Below are 24,732 nucleotides of genomic sequence, written 5' to 3' on the forward strand. Positions count from 1 at the left end.
TCGCTCGTGGTGTCGTCGCAGCAACCATTTCGAGGATCTCGGTGGCTCAGTGGCCGCGCGCCACCCATTCGTCGTAGTGCACGATCTCGCCGCCGATCGTCGTCGTATCGCCGTGGCCGGTGTAGACGACGGTCTCACCGGGCAGCGTGCCCAGCTTCTTGGAGATCGAGTCCAGGATGGTGGGGAAGTCGGAGTAGGACCGCCCGGTGGCGCCCGGTCCACCCTGGAACAGGGTGTCGCCGGACACGACGGCATTCAGTTCGGGAGCCGACCAGCAGACCGAACCCGGTGAGTGTCCGGGGGTGTGCAGGGCGTGCAGTTCGATACCGCCGGCGGTGAGCACCAGGCCGTCTTCGACGCGGTGGAAGTCCTTGTCCGGGTGGATCTCACGCCACAGCATCTCGTCGGCCGGGTGCAGGAACACCGGGGCGTCGAGGGTCTTGGCGAGTTCGGGGGCCACGGTGATGTGGTCGTTGTGCCCGTGGGTACAGATCACCGCGACGACGTTGCGTCCCGCCACGGCGTCGACGATCGGTGCCGCGGTGTGGGCGGCGTCGAAGACGATGACGTCCGAGTCGTCGCCGACGAGCCAGATGTTGTTGTCGACGTCCCAGCTGCCGCCGTCGAGTTCGAACTTTCCGCTGGTGACCACCCGTTGCACGCTCACAGCACGACCACCGATCGCAGCACCTCGCCGGCGTGCATCTTGTGGAAGGCGTCCTCGACGGCGTCCAGCGTGATGCGTTCGGAGACGAACTTCTCCAGCGGCAGCCGGCCCTGCAGGTAGAGGCTGATCAGGGTGGGGAAATCGCGTTCGGGCAGGCAGTCGCCGTACCAGGAGGACTTCAGCGAGCCGCCGCGGGAGAAGAAGTCGACCAGCGGCATCTCCAGCTTCATGTCCGGGGTCGGCACCCCGACCAGGACCACGGTGCCGGCCAGGTCGCGGGCGTAGAAGGCCTGCTTCCAGGTCTCGGGACGCCCGACCGCGTCGATGACGACGTCGGCACCGAAACCGTCGGTGAGGTCCTGAATGGTCTCGACCGCATCGAGGTCCTTGGCGTTGATGGTGTGGGTGGCACCGAATTCGCGCGCGGTGTGCAGTTTGCGGTCGTCGACGTCGACGGCGATGATGCGGCGCGCGCCGACCAGGGCGGCGCCGGCGATGGCGGCATCCCCGACGCCCCCGCAGCCGATCACCGCGACGGTGTCATCGCGGTTGATCGCACCGGTGTTGATCGCGGCGCCGATGCCGGCCATCACACCGCAGCCCAGCAGACCGGCGACGGCCGGGTCGGCGGCGGGATCGACCTTGGTGCACTGGCCCTCGTGCACCAGGGTCTTGTCGGCGAACGCGCCGATGCCCAGCGCGGGGGACAGCTCGGTGCCGTCGGTCAGGGTCATCTTCTGGGTGGCGTTGAAGGTGTCGAAGCACAGGTGCGGGCGGCCGCGCTTGCAGGCCCGGCACTCGCCGCAGACCGCGCGCCAGTTCAGGATGACGAAATCGCCGACCTCGACATGGGTGACGCCCGCCCCGATGGTCTCCACGATGCCGGCGGCCTCGTGGCCGAGCAGGAACGGGTACTCGTCGTTGATGCCGCCCTCGCGGTAGGTCAGATCGGTATGGCAGACACCGCAGGCCTGGATCGCGACCACGACCTCGCCGGGACCGGGATCGGGGATGACGATATCGACCAATTCGACGGGCTGACCTTTGGACCGGGAGATGACACCTCGCACTGTCTGACTCATGCCTATAACCTAATACGCGCCTCCCGCAACCGCCGGACAGGTGTCCAGTTCGGGGCTTTGGTGCCGCATATTGCCTGATGCCAGGGCCGCGCCGTACTACCGTGAGAACAAATGACTGCCTTTCGCAGTGTCGAGGATCTGCTGCACGATGCGCGTGCGGCGCATCAGCGACTGGATTGGCAGCAGAGCTATCAGGGGTTCGAATCAGCAAGCCGGCACACGGCGTTGCGCACCGACGACCTCGAGGCGTTCGCGTTCGCGGCCTGGCGGCTCGGACATGTCAAAGAGTCCAGCCGCGCCGCGGAGCGGGTGTTCGCCGAGTTGACCCGCACCGACCCGGTCGCCGCCGCGATGAAGGCCAACGACCTGGCGCTGGCCTGGCTGATCCGCGGCGACGTGAACATCGGGCAGGGCTGGATGAACCGGGCCCGCCGGCTGCTCGCCGACACCGAGGAGAGCCCCGCTCACGGCTACCTGGCCTATCTTGACGCCGCGGTGGCTGCCGTGTCCCTGGACCTCGACGGCCTGGCGGTCTCGGTGCGGGCACTGCGTGAACTGGGCGGGCGGCTGGACGCGCCGGCGATCTCGGCGCTGGCCCTGATCGCCGGTGGCATCGAAGCAATCCTGCACGCGCGCACGGCCGATGGTTACGCATTGATCGACGAGGCGATCCTGCCGCTTGTTGCCGACCAGGTTCCGATCGAATGGGCCGGCGACATCTACTGCATCGTGCTGCACCACTGCCACAAGCTTGCCGACCTGCCGAGGATGCGGGCCTGGACGCAGTCGATGGAGCAATGGTGTGGCCTGTCGGGTTCGGTGCCCTATGGCGGGGTGTGCGATGTGCACCGGCTGCAGGTCCAGGTGGCCACCGACGACTACCGCGGTCTTGAGGACAGACTCGTGCTGGCCAGTCGGGCGCTCGAAGAGGCCAACGCCTGGGCCGCAGCCGAGGGGTACTACCAGCTCGGTGAGGTGCGCCGACTGTTGGGTGACTTCGACGGCGCGGCAAGCGCATTCGCTCAAGCTCGGTCGATGGGCCTGGATCCACAACCCGGGGAGGCATTGCTGGCGTGCCGGCGCGGCGACGCAGCGGCCGGGTGGACGTCGATCCGGCTTGCGCTGGCCGGCGGCGATCGGCTGGGCCGAGTCCGATTGTTGCGCGCCGCAGTCGAGATCACGTTGGGCCGGGACGCGCTCGATGAGGCCGAAACCTATTGTCGCGAACTGGAAGCCGATGCCAAGGCCTACTCCACCCCGGGGTTTCGGGCCTGGGCGGCGCATGCCCGCGGCGCCATCGCGGTGCGCAGGGGAGAGTTCGAACCCGCACTGGAGTCTCTGCAGATCGCCTTGCGGGAATACCGAACCCAGCAGTCCCGCTACGAGACGGCCGAGGTGTACGAGTGGATGGCGCTGGCGCGGTCCGGGCTCGGTGACAACGCCGCCGCTGCTGCCGACGCCGCGACGGCCGACGCCATCTATGCGCAACTCGGCGTGGAACCCGCGGGCATCTGCGGCACGGCCGCACCCGGCGGGCTGACCCGGCGCGAGCTCGAAGTGCTGGTCGGCATCGCCCGCGGCGCCACCAATCGTCAGGTGGCCCAGGAGATGCACCTCTCGGACAAGACCGTGGGCAGGCACCTGGCCAATATCTATACCAAGCTCGGGGTCTCGACCCGCACCGCCGCAGTTTCCTGGGCTCATCAGAACAAGGTCATTCGGGAGGGCTGACTACATCATTCGCACCACACGCTGACCTGGTGAAACGCATCATCTGCCCGATGATGAGAACGCCTCGTCCGCCTAACGTTCGAGCTATGACTGAAACCATCGAGGCCATGACCGAATCCACCGAAGAATTCGCCGGACGCATCGTCGGCACCATCGACGCGGCGAGTATCGCGCTCCTGCTGTCCATCGGGCACCAGACGAAGCTGTTCGACACGCTGGCGAGCCTGCCGCCCGCCACCAGCACCCAGATCGCCGACGCGGCCGGACTCAACGAACGGTATGTGCGCGAGTGGCTCGGTGGCGTGGCGGCCGGCCAGATCGTCGACTATGACGCGCCCACCCAGACCTATTCGCTCCCACCGCACCGTGCGGCCGCCCTCACCCACGCCGCGGGTCCGGACAACCTGGCCCGGGTGGCGCAGTTCATCCCACTGCTCGCCGAGGTCGAGCAACAGGTGATCGGCTGCTTCCACCACGGCGGCGGACTGTCCTACGCTGAATATCCCCGCTTCCACCGTTTGATGGCCGAGGAGAGCGGGGAGGTCTTCGACGCCGCGCTGGTCGACGGCATCCTGCCGATGGTCGAGGGGTTACCGCAACGGCTGCGCGACGGAGCCGATGTCGCCGACTTCGGTTGCGGCAGTGGCCACGCCGTGAACGTGATGGCCGCTGCCTTCCCGGGCAGCCGGTTCGTCGGCATCGACTTCTCCGAGGAGGGGCTGTCGGTGGGCATGCGCGAAGCGCAACAGCGCGGGCTGGGCAACGTGCGTTTCCAGGCATCCGACGTCGCCGGATACGACGTCGCGGAGGCCTTCGATGTCATCACGGCGTTCGACGCCATCCACGACCAGGCCCACCCGGGCCGGGTCCTGCAGAACATCCATCGCGCCCTGCGCCCGGGCGGCACCTTCCTGATGGTCGACATCAAGTCGTCCAGCCGGGTGGAGGACAACATCGGGGTGCCGTTCGCGCCCTACCTGTACACGGTCTCGACGATGCACTGCATGAGTGTGTCGCTGGGGCTGGACGGCGACGGACTCGGCACCTGCTGGGGGCGCGAGCTCGCCACCGCCATGCTTGCCGACGCCGGGTTCGCCGATGTGCAGGTGCGCGAGATCGAGTCCGATCCGATCAACTTCTATTACGTGGCGCATAAGTAGCATCTGCCCGGTGGGCGCACTCGAGCTTCTCGATGACTGGCCGGTCCCGACTGTCGCCGCCGCGGTGGTGGGGCCGGCCGGTCGGGGCGAGCGAAGCGACGGGAGAGTTGCCGTACTCGCGACCCACGGTGACACCACCCACCGGTTCCGGCTTGCCTCGGTCACCAAGCCGCTGGTCGCTCGCGCCGCACAGGTCGCGGTGGAGGAGGGCGCCTTCGAACTGGACACGCCGGCCGGCCCGCCGGGTTCGACGGTGCGCCATCTGCTGGCGCACGCCTCCGGGGTGGCCATGCAGTCCGGTGAGCTCTTGGCTGCGCCCGGGTCGCGGCGCATCTACTCCAATCACGGATTCACCCTGCTCGCCGAGGCGCTGGAGGACACCACCGAGATCGAATTCGGGGAGTACCTGCGTGAAGCGGTGTTCGAACCGCTGGGGATGACGGCATCGACGCTGGCCGGGGGCGCGGCGGCCGCCGGGTACGGCGGCGAGTCCTCGGTGGACGATCTGGTGCGTTTCGCCGCCGATCTGCTGCGGCCGGCGCTGGTGACGCCCGAGTTGCACGCCGAGGCGACGACGGTGCAGTTCGCCGGCCTGAACGGGGTGCTGCCCGGGTTCGGATCCCAACGCCCGAACGACTGGGGGCTCGGGTTCGAGATCCGGGCTGAGAAAGAGCCGCACTGGACCGGTACATCCAACTCGGCCCGGACCTACGGGCATTTCGGCCAGTCCGGGACGTTCCTGTGGGTGGATCCTGCGGTTGACCTGGCCTTTGTGGTATTGACCGACCGGGACTTCGGGGAGTGGACGTATCCGCTGTGGCCGGCCATCTCTGATGGAGTCCTGAGAGAATTCGGCGCACACTAGCGCAACACGCGTCCCACGGGGCACAATAGACACGCACGAAACAGCTGCACAGTTCGGTAACACCAGGTCGTTGGGGAAGACGTCCCTAGTGGAGCCGAAGGAGCAGAAGTATGCGTGCGTCGAACCAGTTCGCCGAGGCGACAACTGGCGTGGTCTACGTTCACGCCTCGCCCGCGGCGGTATGCCCACATGTCGAGTGGGCTCTTTCGTCGACCCTGTCGGCGCGGGCGAACCTCAAGTGGACGCCCCAACCAGCCATGCCCGGACAACTGCGGGCCGTCACCAACTGGGTGGGTCCGGTAGGTACCGGGGCCCAGTTGGCCAACGCCCTGCGGTCCTGGTCGGTGCTCCGCTTCGAGGTGACCGAGGACCCCAGTGAGGGTGTCGACGGACACCGCTGGTGCCACACCCCGCAACTCGGTCTGTGGAGCGGCGCGATGAGCGCCAACGGCGATGTGATGGTCGGCGAGCAGCGGCTGCGCTCCCTGATGGCCTCCGGCGCCGACGCGCTGGCCGCCGATCTGGACTCGGTGCTCGGCACGGCATGGGACGAATCGCTGGAGCCCTACCGCGGCGGTGGCGACACCGGCGAGGTCAGCTGGCTGAACAGAGGTGTCGGCTAACCACCGACACTGAGGCGCACCCGCACCACATCGCCGTCATCGATGCCCTCGGGCCGGCGTAGCGCCACCTTCAACGGCACCAGGTACACATCGTCTTTCGGGATCAGCGAGGTCGTCACCTCGGTGGCCCCGATGCGCACCCGTGCCGGGATGACACCCCAGCCGTAGGTCAGCTCGCCCAGATGCGCGTGCAGGAAATCGTCGACCTCTGCCGGTGTGGCGACGAAGAAGTACGGTGCCGGTCCGCGCCACTGGAACACTTCACCGTCGAACTCCCAGTCCACGGCTCGATGCTAAGGCGTGAGGACCTTCAGCGCGCCCGGTACCGCGGTCACGGTGACGGGCAGCGGGCACACATATTCACCGTCGGCGTAGGCGTTGATCCCGGGTGAATCGACCGTGATCGTCTTCGCGCGTGCGGTGCGCACCTCGTCGAGATCGACATGGGTGCCCTTGAACACGGTGGGGAACAGGCGGATCAGCTTCATCCGGGATGCCGAGGCCACCATCGTCGCGTCGAGCAGACCGTCCCGTGGGTCCGCGCCCGGGCAGATCTTCATCCCGCCGCCGTAGCTGCGGGTGTTGCCGAACGCGGCGAGGGTCAGCTCGGTGACGAGTTCTCGGTCACCGTCTGGGCAACCCGTGAACGTGAGCCGGAACGGCAGCAGCCGCAGCTTGGAGATCTCGGCCACCATGGCGAGGTTGTAGCGCATCCGGCCGTGCGGCCAGGTCATCCGGTTGGTGCGGTCGGTGACCAGCGAGTCGAACCCGGCTGCCATCACGGTGCCGAACCAGCGGTCGGTGCCGTCGGAGCCGGAGATCCGGCCGAGATCGACCTGGCTGATGTTCCCATTGGCGATGACATCGGCGGCGGCCTCGGGATCCTTTGCCGGGATGCCGAACTCGCGGGCGTGATCGTTGCCGGTGCCCGCCGGCACGATGCCCAGCGGGATATCGGTCTGGGCGAGCACCTGCAACGCCAGCGAGATGATGCCGTCACCGCCGACGACGACGAGCGCGTCCATGTCGCGTTCCAGCGCGCCTTCGACGAGCTGGCGGGCATGCGTGGAGTCGCGCCCGGCAATGGCCACGACGTCCACACCGCGCCGGTGCAGCTGGGTGATGGCGCGCTCCGCGGCATGAGACGCGCTGCCGTGCCCAGAGGCCGGGTTGGTCAGGACGGTGACCCGCTTGATCACGGAATCAGCTTGCCGGGGTTGAGGATTCCGGCCGGGTCCAGGGCCGCTTTGACCGAGCGCAGGATCTCCACTCCGAGTTCGCCGATCTCGGCCTGCATCCACGGCCGGTGATCGGCGCCGACGGCGTGATGATGGGTGATGGTCGCTCCGGTGCGCACCATGGCATCGGAGGCGGCGGTCTTGGCGCGGCGCCACTGCTCGATCGGGTCGCCCTGCTGGGCGGCGACGACCGTGAAGTACAGCGACGCTCCGGTGGGGTACACATGCGAAATATGGCACATCACCAGTGCCTGTCCCAGCGATTCGGACAGCGCCGCGGTGACGGCGGCCTTGAGGGCGGGCACGTTGGACCAGTTGGTCGCGGTCTCCAGGGTTTCGCACAGCGCGCCGGCCGCCAGCAGCGAGTCCCGCAGGTACGGAGCGCCGAACCGGCCGTGTTCCCAGCCCCTGGCCGGCGCTTCGCCCAGGGAGGTGGCGCCGTGGGCCCGCAGCAGCGCGGCGGTCTCGGCGTGGCGGCTCTCGGCGTGGGCCGCAGTGCCCTCGAACGCGGTGATCGCCAGACAGCCGCCGGTGATGGTCTGCTCGCCGATGCTCTCGGTGGTGGCCAGGTTGACGCCGGTTTCGGCCTCGTCGGACAGCCGGATCACGGTGGGGCCGGTGCCGGTCTGGATGACGGCGCGCAACGCGTCTGCGCCGGTGGCGAAATCGGGAAAGGACCAGGCCTCGTAGCGGGTGGACTCCGACACCGGGTGCACCCGGACCCGCACGCTGGTGATGATGCCGAACACGCCCTCGGATCCGACGATGAGCTGGCGCAGGTCGGGGCCGGCGGCCGAGGCCGGGGCGCGGCCCAGGTCGAGCACGCCGGCCGGTGTCACCACGCGCAGCCCGCGGACCATATCGTCGAATCTGCCGTAGCCGGCGGAATCCTGGCCCGAGGATCGGGTGGCGGCGAACCCGCCGATGGTGGCGAACTGGAAGCTCTGCGGGAAATGCCCGAGTGAAAAGCCGTGTGCGCCCAACAGTTCCTCGGCCCGGGGGCCGGTGGCTCCGGCGCCGAGTTCAGCCTCCCCGGAGACCGCGTCGATGCTGTGCAGGTCGTCCAGGCGTCGCAGGTCCAGTGAGATGACCGAGGCGAATCCGCCGCGCTCGGGATCCACACCGCCCACCACGGTGGTGCCGCCGCCGAACGGGACGACCGCGATCCGGCGCTGCGAACAGATGCGCAGCAGCTCGACGATGTCATCCTCCCCGCCGGGAAGCAGCACCGCGTCCGGGGCATCCTGCACGCCGGTGTCCTTGCGGCGCAACAGGTCCAGGGTCGACTTGCCGCCGGCGTGCAGCAGTCGGCTGGTGTCGTCGGTGCGGCAGAACTGCGCCCCGACGACCCCTTCCAGGGCCGCGCGGTCGCTGTCGGTCAGCGCCGACGGGCGCACCTGCACCTCGGTGATCGCCAGTTCGGGGGTTGTCGGGCCCTCGATGCCCAGCGCCTGCTTGAGCAGTGCCTTGATGCCGTCGGAGAGCGGCTTGGCGGCCTGCGGGTCGCCCCAGGCATTCCACTTCATCGGGGGCTGCAGGGCTACATCGGCGTGCGTCATGCGTTACAGTATTACACATCATGTCAATCAGTAACGATGAGGCTCAAGCCGATGAGGGCGACGTTTCGGTAGCCGCTCGGATCCTCGACGCCGCCGCCGCCTGCGTGCTCGCCTACGGCATCGACCGCGTCACGCTCGCCGAAATCGCCCGCCGCGCCGGCGTCAGCCGCCCGACCGTGTACCGGCGCTGGCCGGACACCCCGTCGATCCTGGCCGCGCTGCTCACGTCCCGGGTCACCCGCGTGCTCGACGATGCCGGTGACCGCGAGATCGGCCGGGAGGCGCTGGTGGCCCGGATCGTCGCGGTCGCCGAACGGCTGCAGCACGACGAGATCGTGATGTCGGTGCTGCACAGTGCCCCCGAACTGGCGATGGTCTACATCGCCGAACGGCTGGGCACCAGCCAGCAGATCCTCATCGATGCCACCGCCGCCCAGATCGCACTGGCGCAGCAGCACGGCAGCGTGCGCGCCGGCGATCCGCGCCGGCTGGCAGCGATGTGCCTGCTCATCACCCAGTCGACCGTGCAGTCTGCGCAGATGGTCGAGCCCATCCTCGGCTCCGCGGACCTGGCCGCCGAACTCGCCCACGCTCTGAACGGATACCTGCAGCCATGAACCCTGCGCCCCTCAAGGACAGCGCCCTCAACCGCGAGCGCCGCGGCGCAGAGCTCGAGGCCCTGGCCGACGGCAAGCCCGTCGACGTCCTGGTGATCGGCGGCGGGATCACCGGCACCGGTATCGCCCTGGACGCGGCCACCCGCGGGCTACGTGTCGTGCTTGTCGAGAAACACGATCTGGCGTTCGGGACCAGCCGCTGGAGTTCCAAACTCGTACACGGGGGGCTGCGCTACCTGGCGACCGGCAATGTCGGCATCGCCCGCCGCAGCGCCATCGAGCGCGGAATCCTGATGACCCGCAACGCACCTCACCTGGTGTCGGCCATGCCGCAGCTGGTGCCACTGCTGCCCGGTATGAACCGCGCTTCCCGCGCCCTGGTCCGGGTCGGCTTCGTGGCCGGCGACGGGCTGCGCAGGCTGGCGGGGACCTCGGTGGCGACGCTGCCGCGATCGCGCCGGATCGATGCCGCCCGCGCGGTGCAACTGGCGCCGACGGTACGCCGCGACGGACTCGACGGCGCCTTCCTGGCCTACGACGGTCAGCTGATCGACGATGCCCGGCTGGTCACCGCCGTGGCCCGCACCGCCGCGCAGCACGGAGCCACCGTGCTGACCCGGGTGTCCGCGCAGGCCGCACAGGGCGATTCGGTTCACCTCGTCGACGAGCTCACCGGTGATTCCGTGGACGTGCGCGCCCGTGCGGTGATCAATGCCTCCGGTGTATGGGCGGGGGAGGTGGACCCGTCGATCAGGCTGCGGCCCAGCCGCGGCACCCACCTGGTCTTCGACGCCGCCGCATTCGGTAATCCCACTGCGGCCCTGACGATTCCGATCCCCGGGGAATTGAACCGGTTCGTCTTCGCGATGCCCGAGCAGCTGGGCCGGGTCTATCTCGGGCTCACCGACGAGGATGCGCCCGGACCCATTCCCGATGTGCCGCAACCCACTCCGGCCGAGGTGTCGTTCCTGCTCGACACCGTCAACACGGCCCTGGACACCGCGCTGACCCAGTCCGACGTGCGCGGGTCCTACGCCGGGCTGCGCCCACTGATCGAATCCGGCGGGCACACCGCCGATGTGTCCCGGGAACACGCGGTGACCGAGTCACCCAACGGCGTGATCAGCGTGATCGGCGGCAAGCTCACCGAATACCGCTACATGGCCGAGGACGTGCTGGACCGGGCGGTGGCGCTGCGTGGGCTGGCGTCCGGGCGGTGCCGCACCCGTAACCTGCCGCTGGTCGGTGCACCGGCCAACCCGGTCGCCACGCTCCGGGAGTCGGTGGAGATGCCGTCCTCGCTGGTGGCCCGCTACGGTGCGGAGGCACCGAATGTGATCGCCCGGGCCACCTGCGACCGGCCGGCGGAGCGGGTCGCCGAGGGAATCGACGTCCTGCGTGCCGAGTTCGAGTACGCCGTGAGCCACGAGGGCGCGCTGACCGCCGAGGACATCCTGGACCGGCGCACCCGCATCGGCCTGGTGGCCGCCGATCGTGAGCGGGCCGAGACGGTGGCCGCCGAGTTCGTCTGAAACGCCGAATTGCCAGTTATCACACGACTTTTCGATGAAAGTGTGCGATAACTGGCCACTCGGGCGTCGAAAGGTTACAGCGGGATGTTCTTGTGGCGACCGCGCCGTGCGGGCGCCTCGGCCAGGGCCTGGGTGATCACGCTGCGAGTGTGGGCGGGATCGATCTTGGCGTCGACCACGCCGATGTCGATGGCGCTGTCCACGCCACCGGCGATCCGCTCGTGCTCGGCGGCCAGTTCCTCGTGCAGGGCGTCGCGCTCGTGATCGGCGGCGGCGGCCAGCTTGCGCTTGTGCAGGATGCCCACCGCGGCCTTGGCGCCCATTACGGCGACCTCGGCGTCCGGCCAGGCGAAGACCTTGGTGGCGCCCAGCGAGCGCGAGTTCATCGCGATGTAGGCGCCGCCGTAGATCTTGCGGGTGACCAGCGTGACGCGCGGAACGGTGGCCTCACCGAACGCGTGCAGCAGCTTGGCGCCGCGGCGCACGACGCCGCCCCACTCCTGGTCCACACCGGGCAGGTAACCCGGGACGTCCACGACGACGACGAGCGGGATGCCGAAGGCATCACACAGGCGCACGAAACGCGCCGACTTCTCTGCACTTTCGGAGTTCAGGCAGCCGCCCAGGCGCAGCGGGTTGTTGGCGATGACGCCGACGGTGCGACCGGCCAGCCGGCCCAGGCCGACCACGATGGACGGGGCCCAGCGGGACTGGAACTCCTCGAAGTGGGAATCCTTGTCCAGCAACGCTTCGACGATCGGGTGCACGTCGTAGGCGCGCCGCGCGGAGGCGGGCATCAGGGCCTTGAGGTCGGTATCGCCGGCCTCGGCCTTGGCGCGGTCGAAATGGCCCTGCTGGCAGAAGAATCCGACGAGGCGACGGCCGCGCTCGTAGGCGTCGAGCTCATCATCGGCGACGATATGGCAGACACCGGACTTCTTGTGGTGGGCTTCCGGGCCGCCGAGGGACACCATGTCGACGTCCTCGCCGGTCACGCTGCGCACCACATCGGGTCCGGTGACGAACACCTTGCTGTCCGGCGCCATCACGATGACGTCGGTCAGCGCCGGACCGTAGGCGGCGCCACCGGCGGCGAAGCCGACGACCACCGAGATCTGCGGGACATACCCGGAGGCACGGATCATCGCCTCGAAGACCAGGCCCACCGCGTGCAGGGCCTTGACACCCTCGGCCAGGCGCGCGCCCCCGGAATGCCAGATGCCGACGATCGGGCTCTGCTCCTCGATGGCGAGGTCGTAGGCGTTGACGATGTGCGCGCAACCCTCGACGCCCATCGCGCCACCCATGACGGTGCCGTCGGTGCAGAACGCGACGGTCTTCACCCCGTTGACGGTGCCCGAGGCGGCGAGCACACCGGACTTGTCACGCTCGTGCAGCACCGTCACGCTGCCGTCGTCGAAGAACGTCTTCAGCCGGAGCAGTGGGTCGCGCGGGTCGAGCGACTCAGCTGCTGCTTCGGGAGCCATCGTGGTCATCCAGTCCTCCTGGTTACGCGTCGGAATGGTGACCGGCGCCTTCGGTACTTCTGTCAGTACTTTCCGAAGGTGAGCGCCACATTGTGCCCACCGAATCCGAACGAGTTGTTGATCGCGTACTTGTAGTCACCGGTACGGGGCTCGCCAGCCACCACGTCCAGGTCGATCTCGGGATCCAGATTCTTAAGGTTAAGCGTTGGGGGGACGATCCCGTCACGCAAGGCGAACACTGTGAGAATGGACTCCACCGCGCCGACGGCGCCCACGGAGTGGCCCAGCGCCGATTTCGGTGCGTACACCGCGGGCTTGTGGCCCTTCATCGCATTGTTGATGGCCACACCCTCGGCGACGTCGCCGACGCTGGTGCCCGTCGCGTGCGCGTTGATGTGGTCGATATCGCTCGGCTGCAGGCCCGCGAGCTGGATGGACCGCGACATCGCGTGGCCGGCCTGCTCGCCGTTGGGATCGGGCGCCACGATGTGGAAGCCGTCCGAGGTGACGCTGGCACCCATGATGCGGGCCAGGATGTTGGCGCCGCGGGCCTTGGCGTGCTCCTCGGTCTCGATGACCATCATGGCGCCGCCCTCGCCGAACACGAAACCGTTGCGGTCCCGGTCGAACGGCCGGCAGGCACCGGCCGGGTCGTCGTTGGTGTTGGAGAGCACGATGCGCATCTGGGCGAAGCCCGCGATCGGCACCGCTTCGATCTTCGTCTCGACGCCGCCGCAGATGGCGATATCGGCCTCGCCGAACACGATGTTGCGCCAGGCGTTGGCGATACCTTCCGAACCCGACGCGCACGCCGAGATCACGGTGGTGACACCGGCTTTGGCCTTGCGCTCCAGGCCGACGGCAGCGGCCGCGCCGTTGGGCATGTACATCTGCACCACGAGCGGCGAGACCGCGCGCAGGCCCTTGGCCCGCATGCCGTCGTAGGCGAAGACGAGTTCCTCGGCCGATCCCAGGCCGGTGCCGATGGAGACCATCAGCCGCTTGGGATCGACCTCGGGGGAGCCTGCGTTCTCCCATACCCGACGGCCGATGACCGTCGACATCTTCTGCAGGTATGACAGGCGACGCAGTTCGACCCTGGTCAGCTCGCTGTCGAAGTCCTCGAGCAGATGGCCGCCGATGCGCACCGGCAGGTCGTACATCTCGATGAAATCGTCTTCGAGTGTCCGGATGCCGCTTTCACCCGCCAGCAGCTTCTTCCACGTCGTATCGGCGTCGGTCGCCAACGCGGTCGTCATGGCAACGCCAGTGACGACCACGTTGGGAAGACCGTTCCCCGTAGAGAGCCCAGTCACGCTGTTCCCCACCTCTTTACTGCCGCATTGCTTGGAGGACTCTCCCCTGAATCCTCAGTAACGTCCGAACGCCAATGCCACATTGTGGCCACCGAAACCGAACGAGTTGTTGATGGCGTACTGGTAGTCGCCATAACGAGGCTCGCCCGCAACAACATCGAGATCGATCTCAGGATCGGGGGTCTCGTAGTTGAGGGTCGGCGGGATGACACCGTCACGCAGTGCCAGCACGGTCAGGATCGACTCGAGGGCGCCGACGGCACCGATCGAGTGGCCCAGCGCCGACTTGGGCGCGTACACCGCGGCATGACCGACTCCGGCGACGCGCAGCGCATTGGCCTCTGCGGTGTCACCGATGGGGGTTGCCGTGGCGTGTGCGTTGACGTGGCTGATGTCCGAGGGGGACAGCCCCGCCGTCTCCATCGCGCGCTTCATCGCGTGGCCGGCCCGAAGACCGTCCGGCGCCGGCGCCACCATGTGGAAGGCGTCCGACGAGATGCCGGCACCCATGAGACGGGCCAGCGGCTTGGCGCCGCGAGCCTTGGCGTGCTCCTCGGTCTCGATGATCATCATCGCCCCGGCCTCGCCGAAGACGAAGCCGTCACGGTTCTTGTCGAACGGTCGCGACGCCCCCTCCGGGTCGTCGTTCTTGGTCGACATGGCCCGCATCATCGAGAACGCCGCGATGGGCAGTGCCTCGATCATGCCTTCCACGCCACCACAGACCGCGATATCGGCATCGCCCATGACGATCTGACGCCATGCGTGCGCGATGGCCTCCGAACCGGACGAACACGCCGACACCGGGGTGATGACCCCGGCGCGGGCGCCGAGTTCGAGACCGACGACGGCGGCGGCACCGTTGGGCATGACCATCTGAACGGCGAGCGGGGACACCTTGCGGGGCCCGCCCTCGTTCATCGCGTCATACATCTCGACGATCTTCTCGCCGCCACCGAGGCCGGTGCCGATCACGACCGAGAAACGGTCGGGATCGACCTCGGGCTTACCGGCGGATTCCCACAGTTGATTGCCGACGTACTTCGACATGCGCTGGACGTACGACATGCGTCGCAGTTCCAGGCGGGACATCAGCGGATCGAGGGGCTCCGCGAGGTGCCCGCCGATCTTCACGTTCAGATCCCACTTGCCCACGAAGTCGTCTTCGAGGACGCGAATGCCACTCTCGCCCGCCAGCAGACCCTTCCACGTGCTCTCGATGTCCGGCGCGAGCGCAGTGGTCGCCGTGACGGCGGTCACGACGACGTTGGGGAAACCGCCATTAGCAGTGGAAGGACGTGTCACTGTGCGAACTTCTCGCGCAGTGCGGCGGCGGCCTCGGGGTTCTCTTCTTCGAGCTTCTGGATGTAGGAGACGACGTCACCGACGGTGCGCAGGCCGGCCAGATCCTCATCGGGGATCTTCACGCCGTACTTGTCCTCGGTCTGCACCGCGATCTCGACCATCGACAGCGAGTCGATGTCCAGGTCGTCGACGAAGGACTTCTCCATCGTGACCTCGGACGGCTCGATGCCGGTGACCTCTTCGATGATCTCGGCGAGACCGGCGATGATTTCTTCTTGGTTGGCCACAATGGCTCCTTCTTGTTACGGCACTCCGGCTGTCGGAGTGAGGTTGAACGTCTTTATCGGTGTTACCCGGACTCAGAGCTCGGCGAGTCCGTCCAGGTCTGACGGGGCCTTCACCGCATGTGTCGGTGTGCCCTTCAGTTCTCGTTTGGCGATGCCGACCAGGGTTCCCGCGGGCGGGAACTCCACGATGGCCGTCACCTCCAGGCCGCGCAGCGTCTCGTTGCACAGATCCCAGCGCACCGGCCGGGTCATCTGGGCGACGAGCTTGGTCATCGCGTCCGCCGCCGATTCGACGGGCTTGCCGTCGGCGTTGGACAGCAGTGTCGCGGTGGGCTCGTTGGTGGCCACGGTGGCGGCCGCCGCGGCATAGCCCTCGGCGGCGGGGGCCATGTAGTGGGTGTGGAACGCCCCGGCGGTGGCCAGCACGCGGACCCGGGCCTTGGCCGGCGGATCCTCGGCGAGCTTCTCCAGCGCCGCGACCGCTCCGGCGGCGACGATCTGGCCGGCGGCATTGCGGTTGGCCGGGATGAGATCGAGGGACTCCAGGCGGGCCAGCACCTCGGCCTCGTCACCACCGAGCACGGCGGCCATGCCGGTCGGCTCCAGTGCGCAGGCCTTGGCCATCTCCGCACCGCGGGTGGCGGCCAGCTTCACCGCGTCATCGGCGGAGATGACCCCGGCGATGGCGTAGGCCGCGATCTCGCCGACCGAATGTCCGGCCACGGCGGCGGACTTGCCGCTGATCAGGCCGCGCTTGGTCAATTCTTCGTGTGCCAGCAGGGTGGCGGCCACCACGAGCGGCTGGGTCACCGCGGTATCGGTGATCTCCTCGGCGGTAGCGGTGGTGCCCAGGCGGGCCAGATCCAGCCCGCTGATCTCCGACCACACGCTCAGCCGGTCGACCGCCCCGGGCAGCTCCAACCACGAGGTGAGCATGCCGGGGGTCTGCGAGCCCTGTCCGGGCGCAAGCAGGGCAAGCACATTCTTTTGGGGCACGGATTAAGAAAACACTGTGAGAGGCCCATAGTGCGGTGTAAGAGATTATGAACCTTGTCTTATTCTTTTGTGGAGTTTCCACAAAAGCGCACGTGAAGCGACCGCGCCGAGACCTGGCCGCAACCTGGGCTCACGGGTTATATCCGCCCCACCGGGTGAGCTGTTGTCCACCTGACGCGCCGGAATAGCCATTTGGCGAGCTGAAGTGGCTTGCGTCACCTTTCAGCCGTCCCACCGTGGTGGCGACCCGCAGCACGTACGCATCGCGGGGGACCGTCGGATCCCGGCCCGTGAAATCGGTGATTCGCTTGAGGCGATATCGCACGGTGTTTGGATGAACCGTCAATTTCCGCGCGCACGCCTCGATGGCGCCGCCGGAGTCGAGGTAGGCGTCGAGCGTCTTGGTCAGCGCAGGGTCGGCATCGGCGAGCGGTCGCATCACCTCGGTCGCCAGCACGGCCACAGCGCTGGGGTCGCCCAGCAGGGCTCGCTCGGGGAGCAGCTCCCGTGACGACACGGGACGCGGTGCGCCGCTCCAGCCTGCGACGGCGTTCATACCGGCAATGGCCTCGGCGGCGCTGCGATGGGCCGCCCCCAGCGTCGGCACCGTCGGCCCGATGACCACCGGACCGTCGCCGAACACCGTCATCAGCTCCGACAGGAACCGCTCGGTCGGCGACAGTCCACCGGTGACGATGGTGACCAACCAGGTGCCGTGCACATCCGACAGGGCTGCCCGGCCGCATTTCCTGGCCGCGGCGTGCACGTCGTCACCGGTCTGCTCAAGGCGATCCGGGCGCGGCAGCCCGACGATGACGGTGGCCGGTGCGGTCGCGTCCCAGTTCAGGGCGGCCGCCTGGGATTGCAGTTCGGGTCCCATGTCCCCGCGCACCACGGCGTCGACCAGGTTGGCTTCCATCCGGGTGTCCCAGGCGCCGCGGGCCTCGGCCTGATCGGCGTAGGCGGTGGCGGCGGCGAACGCCAGGTCGCGGCTGTAGCGCAGGATGCCCGCGGTCAGTGCCGTGAGCTGCTCCTCGTTTCGGGCCAGCAGGGGCACGACTTCCTCGAAGTACTCCATGGTGACCCGCACCATCTCCACCGACTGGCGCAGCGCGACGCGGCGGCGCAGGTCCTGGGGCACCACCTCGAAGGCCTGGGCGGTGTAGCCGACATCGCTGTTGGGATCGCGCATCCACTCGACGAAGTTGATCACCGCGGTCTGCACAACGAGCTGCACGCTGGCGCGCTGGGAGGCCTCCAGGTCGGCGAAGAACGGCAGCCGGGTCTCCAGGGCGTGCACCGCCTCGGTCGCCAGGCGGCCCGAATACTGCTTGAGGCGGCGCAGCGCCGACTCGGGGACGCTCTGCAGCACTTCCAGCGTCGACGCCGGAGGCGGGGCAAACCGATTGTCGGGCATCCCCAAAAGATACGCCTGATTTTTGTAGAGGTTTGTGGAGCGTCAGCCGTCACGAGGGCGGCTGACGCTCCACAACTCGCTAGGCGCTTCCGGTGTCGGCGTAGGAGACGCCGGCGGCCTTCACGTCGTCGATCTGGTACTCCTTGGCCGCGGCGATGGCCACCGACGGATCGATCTCACCGTCGCGGGCCAGCGCCTCCAATACAGCCACCACCACCGACTCGGCGTCGGTGTTGAAGTAGCGGCGTGCCGCCGGCCGGGTGTCGGAGAAGCCGAACCCGTCGGTCCCCAGCGTCACATAGGTGCCCGGCACCCAGGGCCGGATCTGCTCGGGCACCGCACGCATCCAGTCCGAGAACGCCACGACCGGTCCGGTGGCATCGGCGAGCACCTGGGTGACATACGCCGTCGGTGCGGGCTGATCGGGGTGGCGCAGCCGTTGCTTCTCCACCGCGACACCGTCGCGGTTGAGCTCGCCCCAGCTGGTCACCGACCAGACGTCGGCGGCGACATCCCATTTCTCGGCCAGCATGTCCGCGGCCTTGATGGCTTCGGGCATCGACACCCCGGACGCCAGGATCTGCGCGGTGCTGCTGCGCTTCTCCGGGGCGGCCCGGAACCGGTACATCCCGCGCAGCACACCCTCGGGATCGAAGTTCTCCGGCTCGGCGGGCTGCACGTAGGGCTCGTTGTAGATGGTGATGTAGAAGAACACGTTCTCCGGGTTCTCCCCGTACATCCGCGTGAGGCCACTCTCGACGATGTGCGCGATCTCGTAGGCGAACGCCGGGTCATAGGTGACCGCCGCCGGGTTCGTCGAGGCGAGCAGCAGCGAGTGCCCGTCGGCGTGCTGCAGTCCCTCGCCGGTCAGCGTGGTGCGACCGGCGGTGGCGCCCAGCACGAAGCCGCGGGCCATCTGATCGGCGGCCGCCCAGAACCCGTCACCGGTGCGCTGGAACCCGAACATCGAATAGAAGATGTAGATCGGGATCATCGGCTCGTTGTGCGTGGCGTACGAGGTGGCCACCGCGGTGAACGATGCCGTCGAGCCGGCCTCGTTGATGCCCTCGTGCAGGATCTGGCCGATCTCGGATTCCTTGTAGGCCAGCATCAGCTCGGAGTCCACCGCGGTGTAGAGCTGCCCGTTGCGGTTGTAGATCTTCAGGCTCGGGAACCACGAGTCCATCCCGAACGTGCGGGCCTCGTCCGGGATGATCGGCACGATGCGCGGCCCGATGTTCTTGTCGCGCAACAGTTCCTTGAACGTACGCACGGTCGCCATGGTGGTGGCCACCGGTTGCTTGCCCGAACCCTTCTTCAAGGCCTTGTAGGTGTCGCCGGGCGGGAGCTTGAGCGCCTTGGACTTGGTGCGGCGCTCGGGCAGGAACCCACCCAGGGTGCGCCGCCGGTCCAGCAGGTAGCGGATCTCGGGGGCGTTGGGCCCGGGGTGGTAGTACGGCGGCAGATAGGGATCCTTCTCCAGATCGGCATCGCTGATCGGTACCCGGGTGACATCGCGGAACGCCTTGAGGTCTTCCAGGGCAAGCTTTTTCATCTGGTGCGTGGCGTTGCGGCCCTCGAAGTGCTGGCCCAGCGTGTAGCCCTTGATGGTCTTGGCCAGGATGATCGTGGGCTGGCCCTTGTGCTCCATCGCCGCCCGGTAGGCCGCGTACACCTTGCGGTAGTCGTGGCCGCCGCGCTTGAGGTTCCAGATCTCCTTGTCGGTCATCGGATCCACCAGTGCCTTGGTGCGCGGGTCCCGACCGAAGAAGTGATCGCGGACGTAGGCGCCGTCGTTGGCCTTGTAGGTCTGGTAGTCGCCGTCGGGCGTGGTGTTCATCAGGTTGACCAGCGCGCCGTCGCGGTCGGCATGCAACAGGGCATCCCATTCGCGGCCCCACACCACCTTGATGACGTTCCAGCCGGCACCGCGGAAGAACGATTCCAGTTCCTGGATGATCTTGCCGTTGCCGCGGACCGGGCCGTCCAGGCGCTGCAGGTTGCAGTTGACCACGAAGGTCAGGTTGTCCAGCGCCTCGTTGGCGGCCACCTGGATCAGGCCGCGGCTTTCGGGTTCGTCCATCTCACCGTCGCCGAGGAACGCCCACACGTGCTGATCGGAGGTGTCCTTGATGCCGCGGTCGTTGAGGTAATGGTTGTAGCGCGCCTGATAGATCGCGTTCATCGGGCCCAGGCCCATCGACACGGTGGGGAATTCCCAGAAGTCGGGCATCAGCCGCGGGTGCGGATAGGACGGCAGTCCGCCGCCGGCATGGGAGTGCTCCTGGCGGAAACCGTCCAGTTGGTCGGTCGACAGCCGGCCTTCCAGGAAGGCGCGTGCGTAGACGCCGGGGGAGGCGTGGCCCTGGATGAAGATCTGATCGCCACCACCGGGGTGGGACTTGCCGCGGAAGAAGTGGTTGAACCCCACCTCGTACAGCGACGCCGACGATGCGTACGTCGAAATGTGGCCGCCCACACCGACTCCCGGGCGCTGCGCGCGGTGCACCATGATGGCGGCGTTCCAGCGGATCCAGGCCCGGTAGCGTCGTTCGACATCCTCGTCACCGGGAAACCAGGGCTCCAGTTCGGTGGGGATGCTGTTGACGTAGTCGGTGGAGGTCAAGGCGGGAATGGCGACACGCTGCTCGCCGGCGCGTTCCAGCAGACGCAACATCAGGTAGCGCGCCCGAGCGGGACCGGACCGTTCAACCAACTGGTCGAACGACTCCATCCACTCCGCGGTCTCCTCGGAATCGATATCGGGCAGATAGGAGGCAACGCCCTCCCTGATCACGCGAACCCGGTCGGGTTCGCCTGTGGTGCCAGAGTTTTGGGCCAGGTCTTGGCGCGCGAACTCGGTGGTCAACTACGGCTCCTCGGTTGAAAGGTGCTTGGTGTCGGATAATTGATGCTTGTGGCACCCTCTATCGTCCCCCTATCCTGCCGCAGATCACCGGGCGGGGTTGCCTACTGCAATGATCTGCCCATCACGGCGGCGAACCGGTAAGTTTGGCGACGATGCTGAACAGTTGGCGGAGGTCCGCGGCACCGAGGCGGACGCGCATCGCCGCGCTGGCACTGGGCGTGCCCGCCGGCCTGGCCATGATCGTGGTGGGATGCTCAAGTGTCACCAGCGGTACCGCAACGGTGAACACGGCCGACGCGCCGATCTATCAGGCCTCGGTGTCGGCATCTGCTGCCGAGTCGGCGGCAAGTTCGAGCGCCAAGGAGTCCGAGCGCCAGGTGTCGATCACCAAGAGCGCGGTGCACTCCTCGTGCGAGGCGATCAGCAACAGCAGCGCGGACGCCATCAGTTCGGTCAACGCCTATGTCGACGCGTACAACCAGAACGCCGACGCGGCGGCCACCGCGGGGCCGGCGATCGACGCGCTGAACGGCAGCGCGGACCTGGTCGCGGGCAGTCTGTCCGATCCGCTGGGGCCCGAGTTGAGGGGTGCGCTCACCCGCTGGGTCGACGCCGCGCGGGCGGTGGCCTCGGCGATCGCGACAGATATCGGGCCGAGTCCCTTCAATGACGCCATCAACGAATTGAACGATTCCCGGACGGTGGCGCTGGACCTCTGCGACGCGGCTTACTGACGAACTGGGTCAAACTTGCCGCCAGGGGGCGGCTACCACAACACGACGTGCGACGATAAGGCTCCAGAAGTTCGGAGGCGCATACGAAGCAGGATGAGGGAGGACAGAAGGTGGTCGCGGCGGGGAAGGATTCCGACCCGAATTACGCCCAGAAGTTGGGTATCGAGAAGGGTCAGGTCGTCCAGGAGTTGGGCTGGGACGAGGACACCGACGACGATATCCGGTTTGACGTCGAGGATGCGTGCGGCGGTGAAATGCTGGACGAGGACTCCGACGAGGTTGTCGACGTGGTGCTGCTGTGGTGGCGCGATGACGATGGTGACCTGGTGGACCGGCTGATGGACGCCATCACCCCGCTCGCCGATGACGGCGTGATCTGGGTGGTGACGCCGAAGACCGGCAAGCCCGGCCACGTGCAGCCGGCCGAGATCGCCGAGTCCGCGCCCACCGCGGGGCTCATGCAGACCTCGTCGGCGAATCTGGGCGACTGGAGCGCCAGCCGGTTGGTGCAGCCGAAGTCCAAGGCCGTCGCGAAAAGCCGGTAGGCATGCTCGCTGTCGGCGACAGCGCGCCGGACTTCACGCTCAAGGACCAGCACGGCCGCGCCGTCACGCTCTCGACGATGCGTGGCAAGAACGTGCTGCTGGTGTTCTTCCCGCTGGCGTTCACCGGGGTGTGTCAGGGCGAACTCGGGGAGATCCGCGACCAGCTGCCCGAGTACCAGAACGACGACACCGCGGTGCTCACCATTTCCGTCGGACCGCCACCCACCCACAAGGTCTGGGCCACCGACAACGGCTTCGACTTCCCGGTGCTGTCCGATTTCTGGCCACACGGTGCGGTGACGCAGTCCTACGGTGTCTTCAACGCCGACGCCGGCTACCCCAATCGGGGCACGTTCGCCGTCGACCGCGACGGCATCATCCGTTTCGCGGAGATGATGCAGCCCGGCGAGCTTCGCGACCAGTTGGTCTGGCGACAGGCGCTGGCGGCCTTGCGGGGCGGCTGAGGATTTCACCGCACGCGGGCGCGACGTGTAAGTTGCCTGCGACGGGGCGCGTAGCTCAGTGGTAGAGCTCTGGTTTTACACACCAGCGGTCGGCGGTTCGATACCGTCCGCGCCCACCAGTGTTACTGCAGTTCCAAGGATGCCGGGGCCGGGGTATTCCCGGCCACGGGGGTACAACCGATCCCTGCCTGCGCCCAATGAACTGCGCCGTACTCGATGCATGGCCAACAATGACACCCTCATCGCGCTGGTAACCGGAGCCAACACCGGTATCGGATTCCACCTGACGCAACAACTCGCCCGCACCGGGGTCCGCGTGCTGCTGGGATCCCGCGATACGGCGCGCGGTTCACACGCTGCCGGCCAACTGAGCGCGGACGGGCTCGACGTGGATCACCTCACCGTCGATGTCACCGACGACCGGACGATCGGGGGCGCAGTCGAACACGTAGCCGCGACCTACGGCCGGCTGGACATCCTGATCAACAACGCCGCCATCGTCGGTGACGGACTGCCGGCCTCAAAGGTCAGCCGGGCGTCGCTGCTACAGACATTCGACACCAATGCCGCCGGGATCGTCGCCGTCACCAATGCGTTCCTGCCCCTGCCGCGGAAATCCGGAAGCCCCAGGGTTCTGAATGTGCCGAGCGAACTGGGATCGACCCGCCTGGTCAACGATCCGGACTGGGCGCACAGTTCCGTCGCCGCGGCCGCGTATCAGGCCTCCAAGAGCGGCCTGGACATGCTGACCGTTCTCTACGCCAAAGAGCTTGCCCACGAGAAGATCTCGGTACTGCCGGCGATCCCGCCGAGGGTGCGGCCGGCATCGTGGCCATTGCGCTGGCCGCCGGGCCCGCCACCGGCCAGTTCTTCAATTGGCAGGGCGAGGTGGTCAATTGGTGATCGGTTTACCGCCTGAACTGCGTGTGGATCGTGCACATCGCGATGAGACAGGACAGGACCAGGGCGGCACGGCGGGCCGAAGGACGTGCTCTTAGTGGCGGCCGACACAATGGATGTGAACCCGCCCGCGCGCACTATTGACACCGCACGGGTCGGACAGAAAAAGCAGGGCGGGCCCGAATGATATTCGGACCCGCCCGTACTTAATGGAAATCGGTCAGTCGTTCGGACCTTCGACGGTCTGCTGCGGCGCCGTCACCGGGGGAGTGAATACGCCACCGCCGGGGTTGAGCGACTTCTCGGTGGGGGTCAGTGAGACCTCCGTGGTGGTCGTGGTGGTGGTGGGCGTCTCTTCGGGCGTGTCGCTGTCACTGCTGCACGCTGCGGTGAAGCCGATCATCGCGATGATGGCGCCACCGCCAACCGCTGCCGAAATCCGACGACGAGCCAGACGATTTGTTGCCATCTTCATGTCCTTTACGTGTGGTCAATGTGGTGAAACGTGGGTCGGCGCGATGGTCTGGGAAAACCGGCGATCCGATGTCACAAACTGTAACGCAGCACCTGCATCGGTACATTCCCTATCCTGTGCTCCGCGCGTATGGATTGGCGCGGCCAGAGGTTGAGTAAGTGGCCGTATATCGAATCCGTGACATTTGTTGTCGACGTACAAAACGGGCCTCCCCGGGGCCACACCTGGGCCTGGACTCCGCCGGTCCTGGGGATAACCCCCGGATGACACGCGGGATTCCCACCTGGACAACCACCTTGGTGAAATTCGACCATAGATGTGGAATGTCCACCGGCCGAGAAGTGTTGGTGATTGGTGTGAGTGCCGTGCCAGTGATGACGCGGGCTCATACGTTGAGAGACAGCACACGTCTGGTTCAGCGGAAGGCGGGTCACGTGCCTGAAACCTACTGATATGCCGATAGATAACTCCTAGAAACCACAAGTCACAACTTCAGAAATCACAGAGTCACGCCCCGGGTGTCCCTTGCGCGCCGCCGGGTGGTTGAACTGTGCCGGAAAGGAACACGAAAATGCAGAAAATCCTCCTGGCCTCGGCAGCCTTCATGGCATTGGCGGGCGGCTCATTCGGGTTGGCGGCCACCGCGTCGGCGGCCCCGGCTGGAGCGTCGTCGGTCGAGAAAACTATCTATGACCTGCGCACTCAGGGCTACAACGTGCAGCTGAACGGCACCCGCAACGGGCCGTTGTCCAATTGCTCGGTCGACTCCGTGCGCGGAGCGTCCGACGCGAGCGTTCCGGGTGCGACGGTCTACGTGGACCTGTCCTGCCCCGCCGAGTACCAGTACTGATCGCTACCGGGTC

The 24,732-nt window shown here is 67.3% G+C and carries 24 protein-coding genes and 1 tRNA gene; 12 read left to right on the forward strand and 13 right to left on the reverse strand.

Going from position 1 to position 24,732, the window contains the following annotated elements; all coding sequences use genetic code 11:
• Nucleotides 1–46: 46 nt before the first annotated feature.
• Both EXE63_RS26370 and EXE63_RS26375 read right to left on the reverse strand, forming a co-directional pair.
• A complete protein-coding gene (locus EXE63_RS26370) occupies nucleotides 47–667 on the reverse strand; it encodes an MBL fold metallo-hydrolase (protein WP_168144374.1) in 621 nt (206 codons plus the stop codon).
• Nucleotides 664–1,749, reverse strand: coding sequence for an S-(hydroxymethyl)mycothiol dehydrogenase (locus EXE63_RS26375; RefSeq protein ID WP_168144375.1), 1,086 nt, complete (start codon nucleotides 1,747–1,749; stop codon nucleotides 664–666). The genes EXE63_RS26370 and EXE63_RS26375 overlap by 4 nt, the downstream gene beginning before the upstream one ends.
• Nucleotides 1,750–1,860: 111 nt before the next feature.
• Here EXE63_RS26375 and EXE63_RS26380 point away from each other — a divergent pair, with 111 nt between their 5' ends.
• From EXE63_RS26380 to EXE63_RS26395, 4 genes are all read left to right on the forward strand, one after another.
• Nucleotides 1,861–3,480, forward strand: coding sequence for a helix-turn-helix domain-containing protein (locus tag EXE63_RS26380; RefSeq protein WP_168144376.1), 1,620 nt, complete (start codon nucleotides 1,861–1,863; stop codon nucleotides 3,478–3,480).
• A gap of 86 nt (nucleotides 3,481–3,566) precedes the next feature.
• A complete protein-coding gene (locus EXE63_RS26385) occupies nucleotides 3,567–4,640 on the forward strand; it encodes a class I SAM-dependent methyltransferase (protein ID WP_168144377.1) in 1,074 nt (357 codons plus the stop codon).
• Nucleotides 4,641–4,650: 10 nt separating this feature from the next.
• Complete coding sequence (locus EXE63_RS26390; protein WP_168144378.1) at nucleotides 4,651–5,505, forward strand: serine hydrolase domain-containing protein; 855 nt, start codon at nucleotides 4,651–4,653, stop codon at nucleotides 5,503–5,505.
• A gap of 110 nt (nucleotides 5,506–5,615) precedes the next feature.
• On the forward strand, nucleotides 5,616–6,128 hold the full coding sequence (locus EXE63_RS26395; protein WP_168144379.1) for a DUF3145 domain-containing protein: 513 nt from the start codon (nucleotides 5,616–5,618) through the stop codon (nucleotides 6,126–6,128).
• On the opposite strand, the gene EXE63_RS26400 is transcribed toward EXE63_RS26395, so the two are convergent.
• From EXE63_RS26400 to EXE63_RS26410, 3 genes are read right to left on the reverse strand one after another with little or no spacing between them, the layout of a single operon-like run.
• On the reverse strand, nucleotides 6,125–6,412 hold the full coding sequence (locus EXE63_RS26400) for a DUF1905 domain-containing protein (RefSeq protein ID WP_168144380.1): 288 nt from the start codon (nucleotides 6,410–6,412) through the stop codon (nucleotides 6,125–6,127). The two genes, EXE63_RS26395 and EXE63_RS26400, sit on opposite strands and share 4 nt — an antisense overlap.
• 9 nt (nucleotides 6,413–6,421) lie before the next feature.
• Nucleotides 6,422–7,324 (reverse strand): diacylglycerol kinase, encoded by a 903-nt coding sequence (locus EXE63_RS26405; RefSeq protein ID WP_168145789.1) that lies wholly within the window; start codon nucleotides 7,322–7,324, stop codon nucleotides 6,422–6,424.
• Nucleotides 7,324–8,892 carry an FAD-binding oxidoreductase gene (locus EXE63_RS26410; RefSeq protein WP_168145790.1) on the reverse strand — a complete coding sequence of 523 codons (1,569 nt, stop codon included), beginning with the start codon at nucleotides 8,890–8,892 and terminating at the stop codon, nucleotides 7,324–7,326. Before EXE63_RS26410 ends, EXE63_RS26405 begins: the two co-directional genes overlap by 1 nt.
• A 50-nt stretch (nucleotides 8,893–8,942) precedes the next feature.
• Here EXE63_RS26410 and EXE63_RS26415 point away from each other — a divergent pair, with 50 nt between their 5' ends.
• Nucleotides 8,943–9,542: a TetR/AcrR family transcriptional regulator gene (locus EXE63_RS26415; protein ID WP_210000902.1), complete on the forward strand. Its 600-nt coding sequence runs from the start codon at nucleotides 8,943–8,945 to the stop codon at nucleotides 9,540–9,542.
• Entirely contained in the window at nucleotides 9,539–11,074 is a 1,536-nt protein-coding gene (locus EXE63_RS26420) for a glycerol-3-phosphate dehydrogenase/oxidase (RefSeq protein WP_168144382.1), read from the forward strand. The genes EXE63_RS26415 and EXE63_RS26420 overlap by 4 nt, the downstream gene beginning before the upstream one ends.
• Nucleotides 11,075–11,148: 74 nt before the next feature.
• Here the strand turns inward: EXE63_RS26420 and EXE63_RS26425 are convergent, their stop codons facing one another.
• The 7 genes from EXE63_RS26425 to aceE all read right to left on the reverse strand — a co-directional run bounded on the left by EXE63_RS26425 (nucleotide 11,149) and on the right by aceE (nucleotide 20,751).
• Nucleotides 11,149–12,570 carry an acyl-CoA carboxylase subunit beta gene (locus tag EXE63_RS26425; protein ID WP_168144383.1) on the reverse strand — a complete coding sequence of 474 codons (1,422 nt, stop codon included), beginning with the start codon at nucleotides 12,568–12,570 and terminating at the stop codon, nucleotides 11,149–11,151.
• A gap of 53 nt (nucleotides 12,571–12,623) precedes the next feature.
• Nucleotides 12,624–13,820: a 3-oxoacyl-ACP synthase KasB gene (kasB, locus tag EXE63_RS26430; RefSeq protein WP_436277725.1), complete on the reverse strand. Its 1,197-nt coding sequence runs from the start codon at nucleotides 13,818–13,820 to the stop codon at nucleotides 12,624–12,626.
• Between the two features lie 111 nt (nucleotides 13,821–13,931).
• Nucleotides 13,932–15,182 carry a 3-oxoacyl-ACP synthase KasA gene (gene kasA / locus EXE63_RS26435; RefSeq protein WP_168144385.1) on the reverse strand — a complete coding sequence of 417 codons (1,251 nt, stop codon included), beginning with the start codon at nucleotides 15,180–15,182 and terminating at the stop codon, nucleotides 13,932–13,934.
• Complete coding sequence (acpM, locus tag EXE63_RS26440; RefSeq protein ID WP_057169783.1) at nucleotides 15,179–15,472, reverse strand: meromycolate extension acyl carrier protein AcpM; 294 nt, start codon at nucleotides 15,470–15,472, stop codon at nucleotides 15,179–15,181. Before acpM ends, kasA begins: the two co-directional genes overlap by 4 nt.
• A gap of 69 nt (nucleotides 15,473–15,541) precedes the next feature.
• Complete coding sequence (locus tag EXE63_RS26445; protein WP_168145791.1) at nucleotides 15,542–16,450, reverse strand: ACP S-malonyltransferase; 909 nt, start codon at nucleotides 16,448–16,450, stop codon at nucleotides 15,542–15,544.
• A gap of 145 nt (nucleotides 16,451–16,595) precedes the next feature.
• The gene (locus tag EXE63_RS26450) at nucleotides 16,596–17,882 is read right to left on the reverse strand and encodes a PucR family transcriptional regulator (protein WP_168144386.1); all 1,287 of its coding nucleotides are present in this window, start codon (nucleotides 17,880–17,882) and stop codon (nucleotides 16,596–16,598) included.
• 79 nt (nucleotides 17,883–17,961) lie between these two features.
• Nucleotides 17,962–20,751: a pyruvate dehydrogenase (acetyl-transferring), homodimeric type gene (aceE, locus tag EXE63_RS26455; protein WP_168144387.1), complete on the reverse strand. Its 2,790-nt coding sequence runs from the start codon at nucleotides 20,749–20,751 to the stop codon at nucleotides 17,962–17,964.
• A 152-nt stretch (nucleotides 20,752–20,903) separates the two neighbouring features.
• On the opposite strand from aceE, the gene EXE63_RS26460 reads away from it, so the two are divergent.
• The 5 genes from EXE63_RS26460 (at nucleotide 20,904) to EXE63_RS26480 (ending at nucleotide 23,413) form a co-directional block, all read left to right on the forward strand.
• Nucleotides 20,904–21,485 (forward strand): Rv2240c family protein, encoded by a 582-nt coding sequence (locus tag EXE63_RS26460; RefSeq protein WP_168144388.1) that lies wholly within the window; start codon nucleotides 20,904–20,906, stop codon nucleotides 21,483–21,485.
• Nucleotides 21,486–21,595: 110 nt separating this feature from the next.
• Nucleotides 21,596–22,030 carry a DUF3052 domain-containing protein gene (locus EXE63_RS26465; RefSeq protein WP_168144389.1) on the forward strand — a complete coding sequence of 145 codons (435 nt, stop codon included), beginning with the start codon at nucleotides 21,596–21,598 and terminating at the stop codon, nucleotides 22,028–22,030.
• A 2-nt stretch (nucleotides 22,031–22,032) separates the two neighbouring features.
• Entirely contained in the window at nucleotides 22,033–22,494 is a 462-nt protein-coding gene (locus EXE63_RS26470; RefSeq protein WP_168144390.1) for a peroxiredoxin, read from the forward strand.
• Nucleotides 22,495–22,538: 44 nt separating this feature from the next.
• Nucleotides 22,539–22,613, forward strand: a tRNA-Val gene (locus EXE63_RS26475).
• 101 nt (nucleotides 22,614–22,714) lie between these two features.
• Nucleotides 22,715–23,413 carry an SDR family NAD(P)-dependent oxidoreductase gene (locus EXE63_RS26480; protein ID WP_168144391.1) on the forward strand — a complete coding sequence of 233 codons (699 nt, stop codon included), beginning with the start codon at nucleotides 22,715–22,717 and terminating at the stop codon, nucleotides 23,411–23,413.
• Between the two features lie 201 nt (nucleotides 23,414–23,614).
• On the opposite strand, the gene EXE63_RS26485 is transcribed toward EXE63_RS26480, so the two are convergent.
• Nucleotides 23,615–23,863, reverse strand: a complete 249-nt coding sequence (locus EXE63_RS26485; RefSeq protein ID WP_168144392.1) for a hypothetical protein — start codon at nucleotides 23,861–23,863, stop codon at nucleotides 23,615–23,617.
• Between the two features lie 577 nt (nucleotides 23,864–24,440).
• On the opposite strand from EXE63_RS26485, the gene EXE63_RS26490 reads away from it, so the two are divergent.
• A complete protein-coding gene (locus tag EXE63_RS26490) occupies nucleotides 24,441–24,719 on the forward strand; it encodes a hypothetical protein (RefSeq protein ID WP_168144393.1) in 279 nt (92 codons plus the stop codon).
• Nucleotides 24,720–24,732 lie beyond the last annotated feature (13 nt).

Origin of the sequence: Mycolicibacterium frederiksbergense, from assembly GCF_012223425.1 — a bacterium.
Taxonomy (GTDB): Bacteria; Actinomycetota; Actinomycetes; order Mycobacteriales; family Mycobacteriaceae; genus Mycobacterium; species Mycobacterium frederiksbergense.

Bases quoted from the DNA above. Each gene is read 5' to 3' on its own strand.
- EXE63_RS26470 (WP_168144390.1), top strand. From the start codon at position 22,033: ATGCTCGCTGTCGGCGACAGCGCGCCGGACTTCACGCTCAAGGACCAG.
- EXE63_RS26460 (WP_168144388.1), top strand. From the start codon at position 20,904: ATGCTGAACAGTTGGCGGAGGTCCGCGGCACCGAGGCGGACGCGCATC.
- EXE63_RS26450 (WP_168144386.1), bottom strand. From the start codon at position 17,882: ATGCCCGACAATCGGTTTGCCCCGCCTCCGGCGTCGACGCTGGAAGTG.
- EXE63_RS26395 (WP_168144379.1), top strand. From the start codon at position 5,616: ATGCGTGCGTCGAACCAGTTCGCCGAGGCGACAACTGGCGTGGTCTAC.
- EXE63_RS26480 (WP_168144391.1), top strand. From the start codon at position 22,715: ATGGCCAACAATGACACCCTCATCGCGCTGGTAACCGGAGCCAACACC.
- EXE63_RS26375 (WP_168144375.1), bottom strand. From the start codon at position 1,749: ATGAGTCAGACAGTGCGAGGTGTCATCTCCCGGTCCAAAGGTCAGCCC.
- EXE63_RS26385 (WP_168144377.1), top strand. From the start codon at position 3,567: ATGACTGAAACCATCGAGGCCATGACCGAATCCACCGAAGAATTCGCC.
- EXE63_RS26485 (WP_168144392.1), bottom strand. From the start codon at position 23,863: ATGGCAACAAATCGTCTGGCTCGTCGTCGGATTTCGGCAGCGGTTGGC.
- EXE63_RS26410 (WP_168145790.1), bottom strand. From the start codon at position 8,892: ATGAAGTGGAATGCCTGGGGCGACCCGCAGGCCGCCAAGCCGCTCTCC.
- EXE63_RS26420 (WP_168144382.1), top strand. From the start codon at position 9,539: ATGAACCCTGCGCCCCTCAAGGACAGCGCCCTCAACCGCGAGCGCCGC.
- kasB (WP_436277725.1), bottom strand. From the start codon at position 13,820: ATGACGACCGCGTTGGCGACCGACGCCGATACGACGTGGAAGAAGCTG.
- EXE63_RS26490 (WP_168144393.1), top strand. From the start codon at position 24,441: ATGCAGAAAATCCTCCTGGCCTCGGCAGCCTTCATGGCATTGGCGGGC.
- EXE63_RS26380 (WP_168144376.1), top strand. From the start codon at position 1,861: ATGACTGCCTTTCGCAGTGTCGAGGATCTGCTGCACGATGCGCGTGCG.
- EXE63_RS26425 (WP_168144383.1), bottom strand. From the start codon at position 12,570: ATGACCACGATGGCTCCCGAAGCAGCAGCTGAGTCGCTCGACCCGCGC.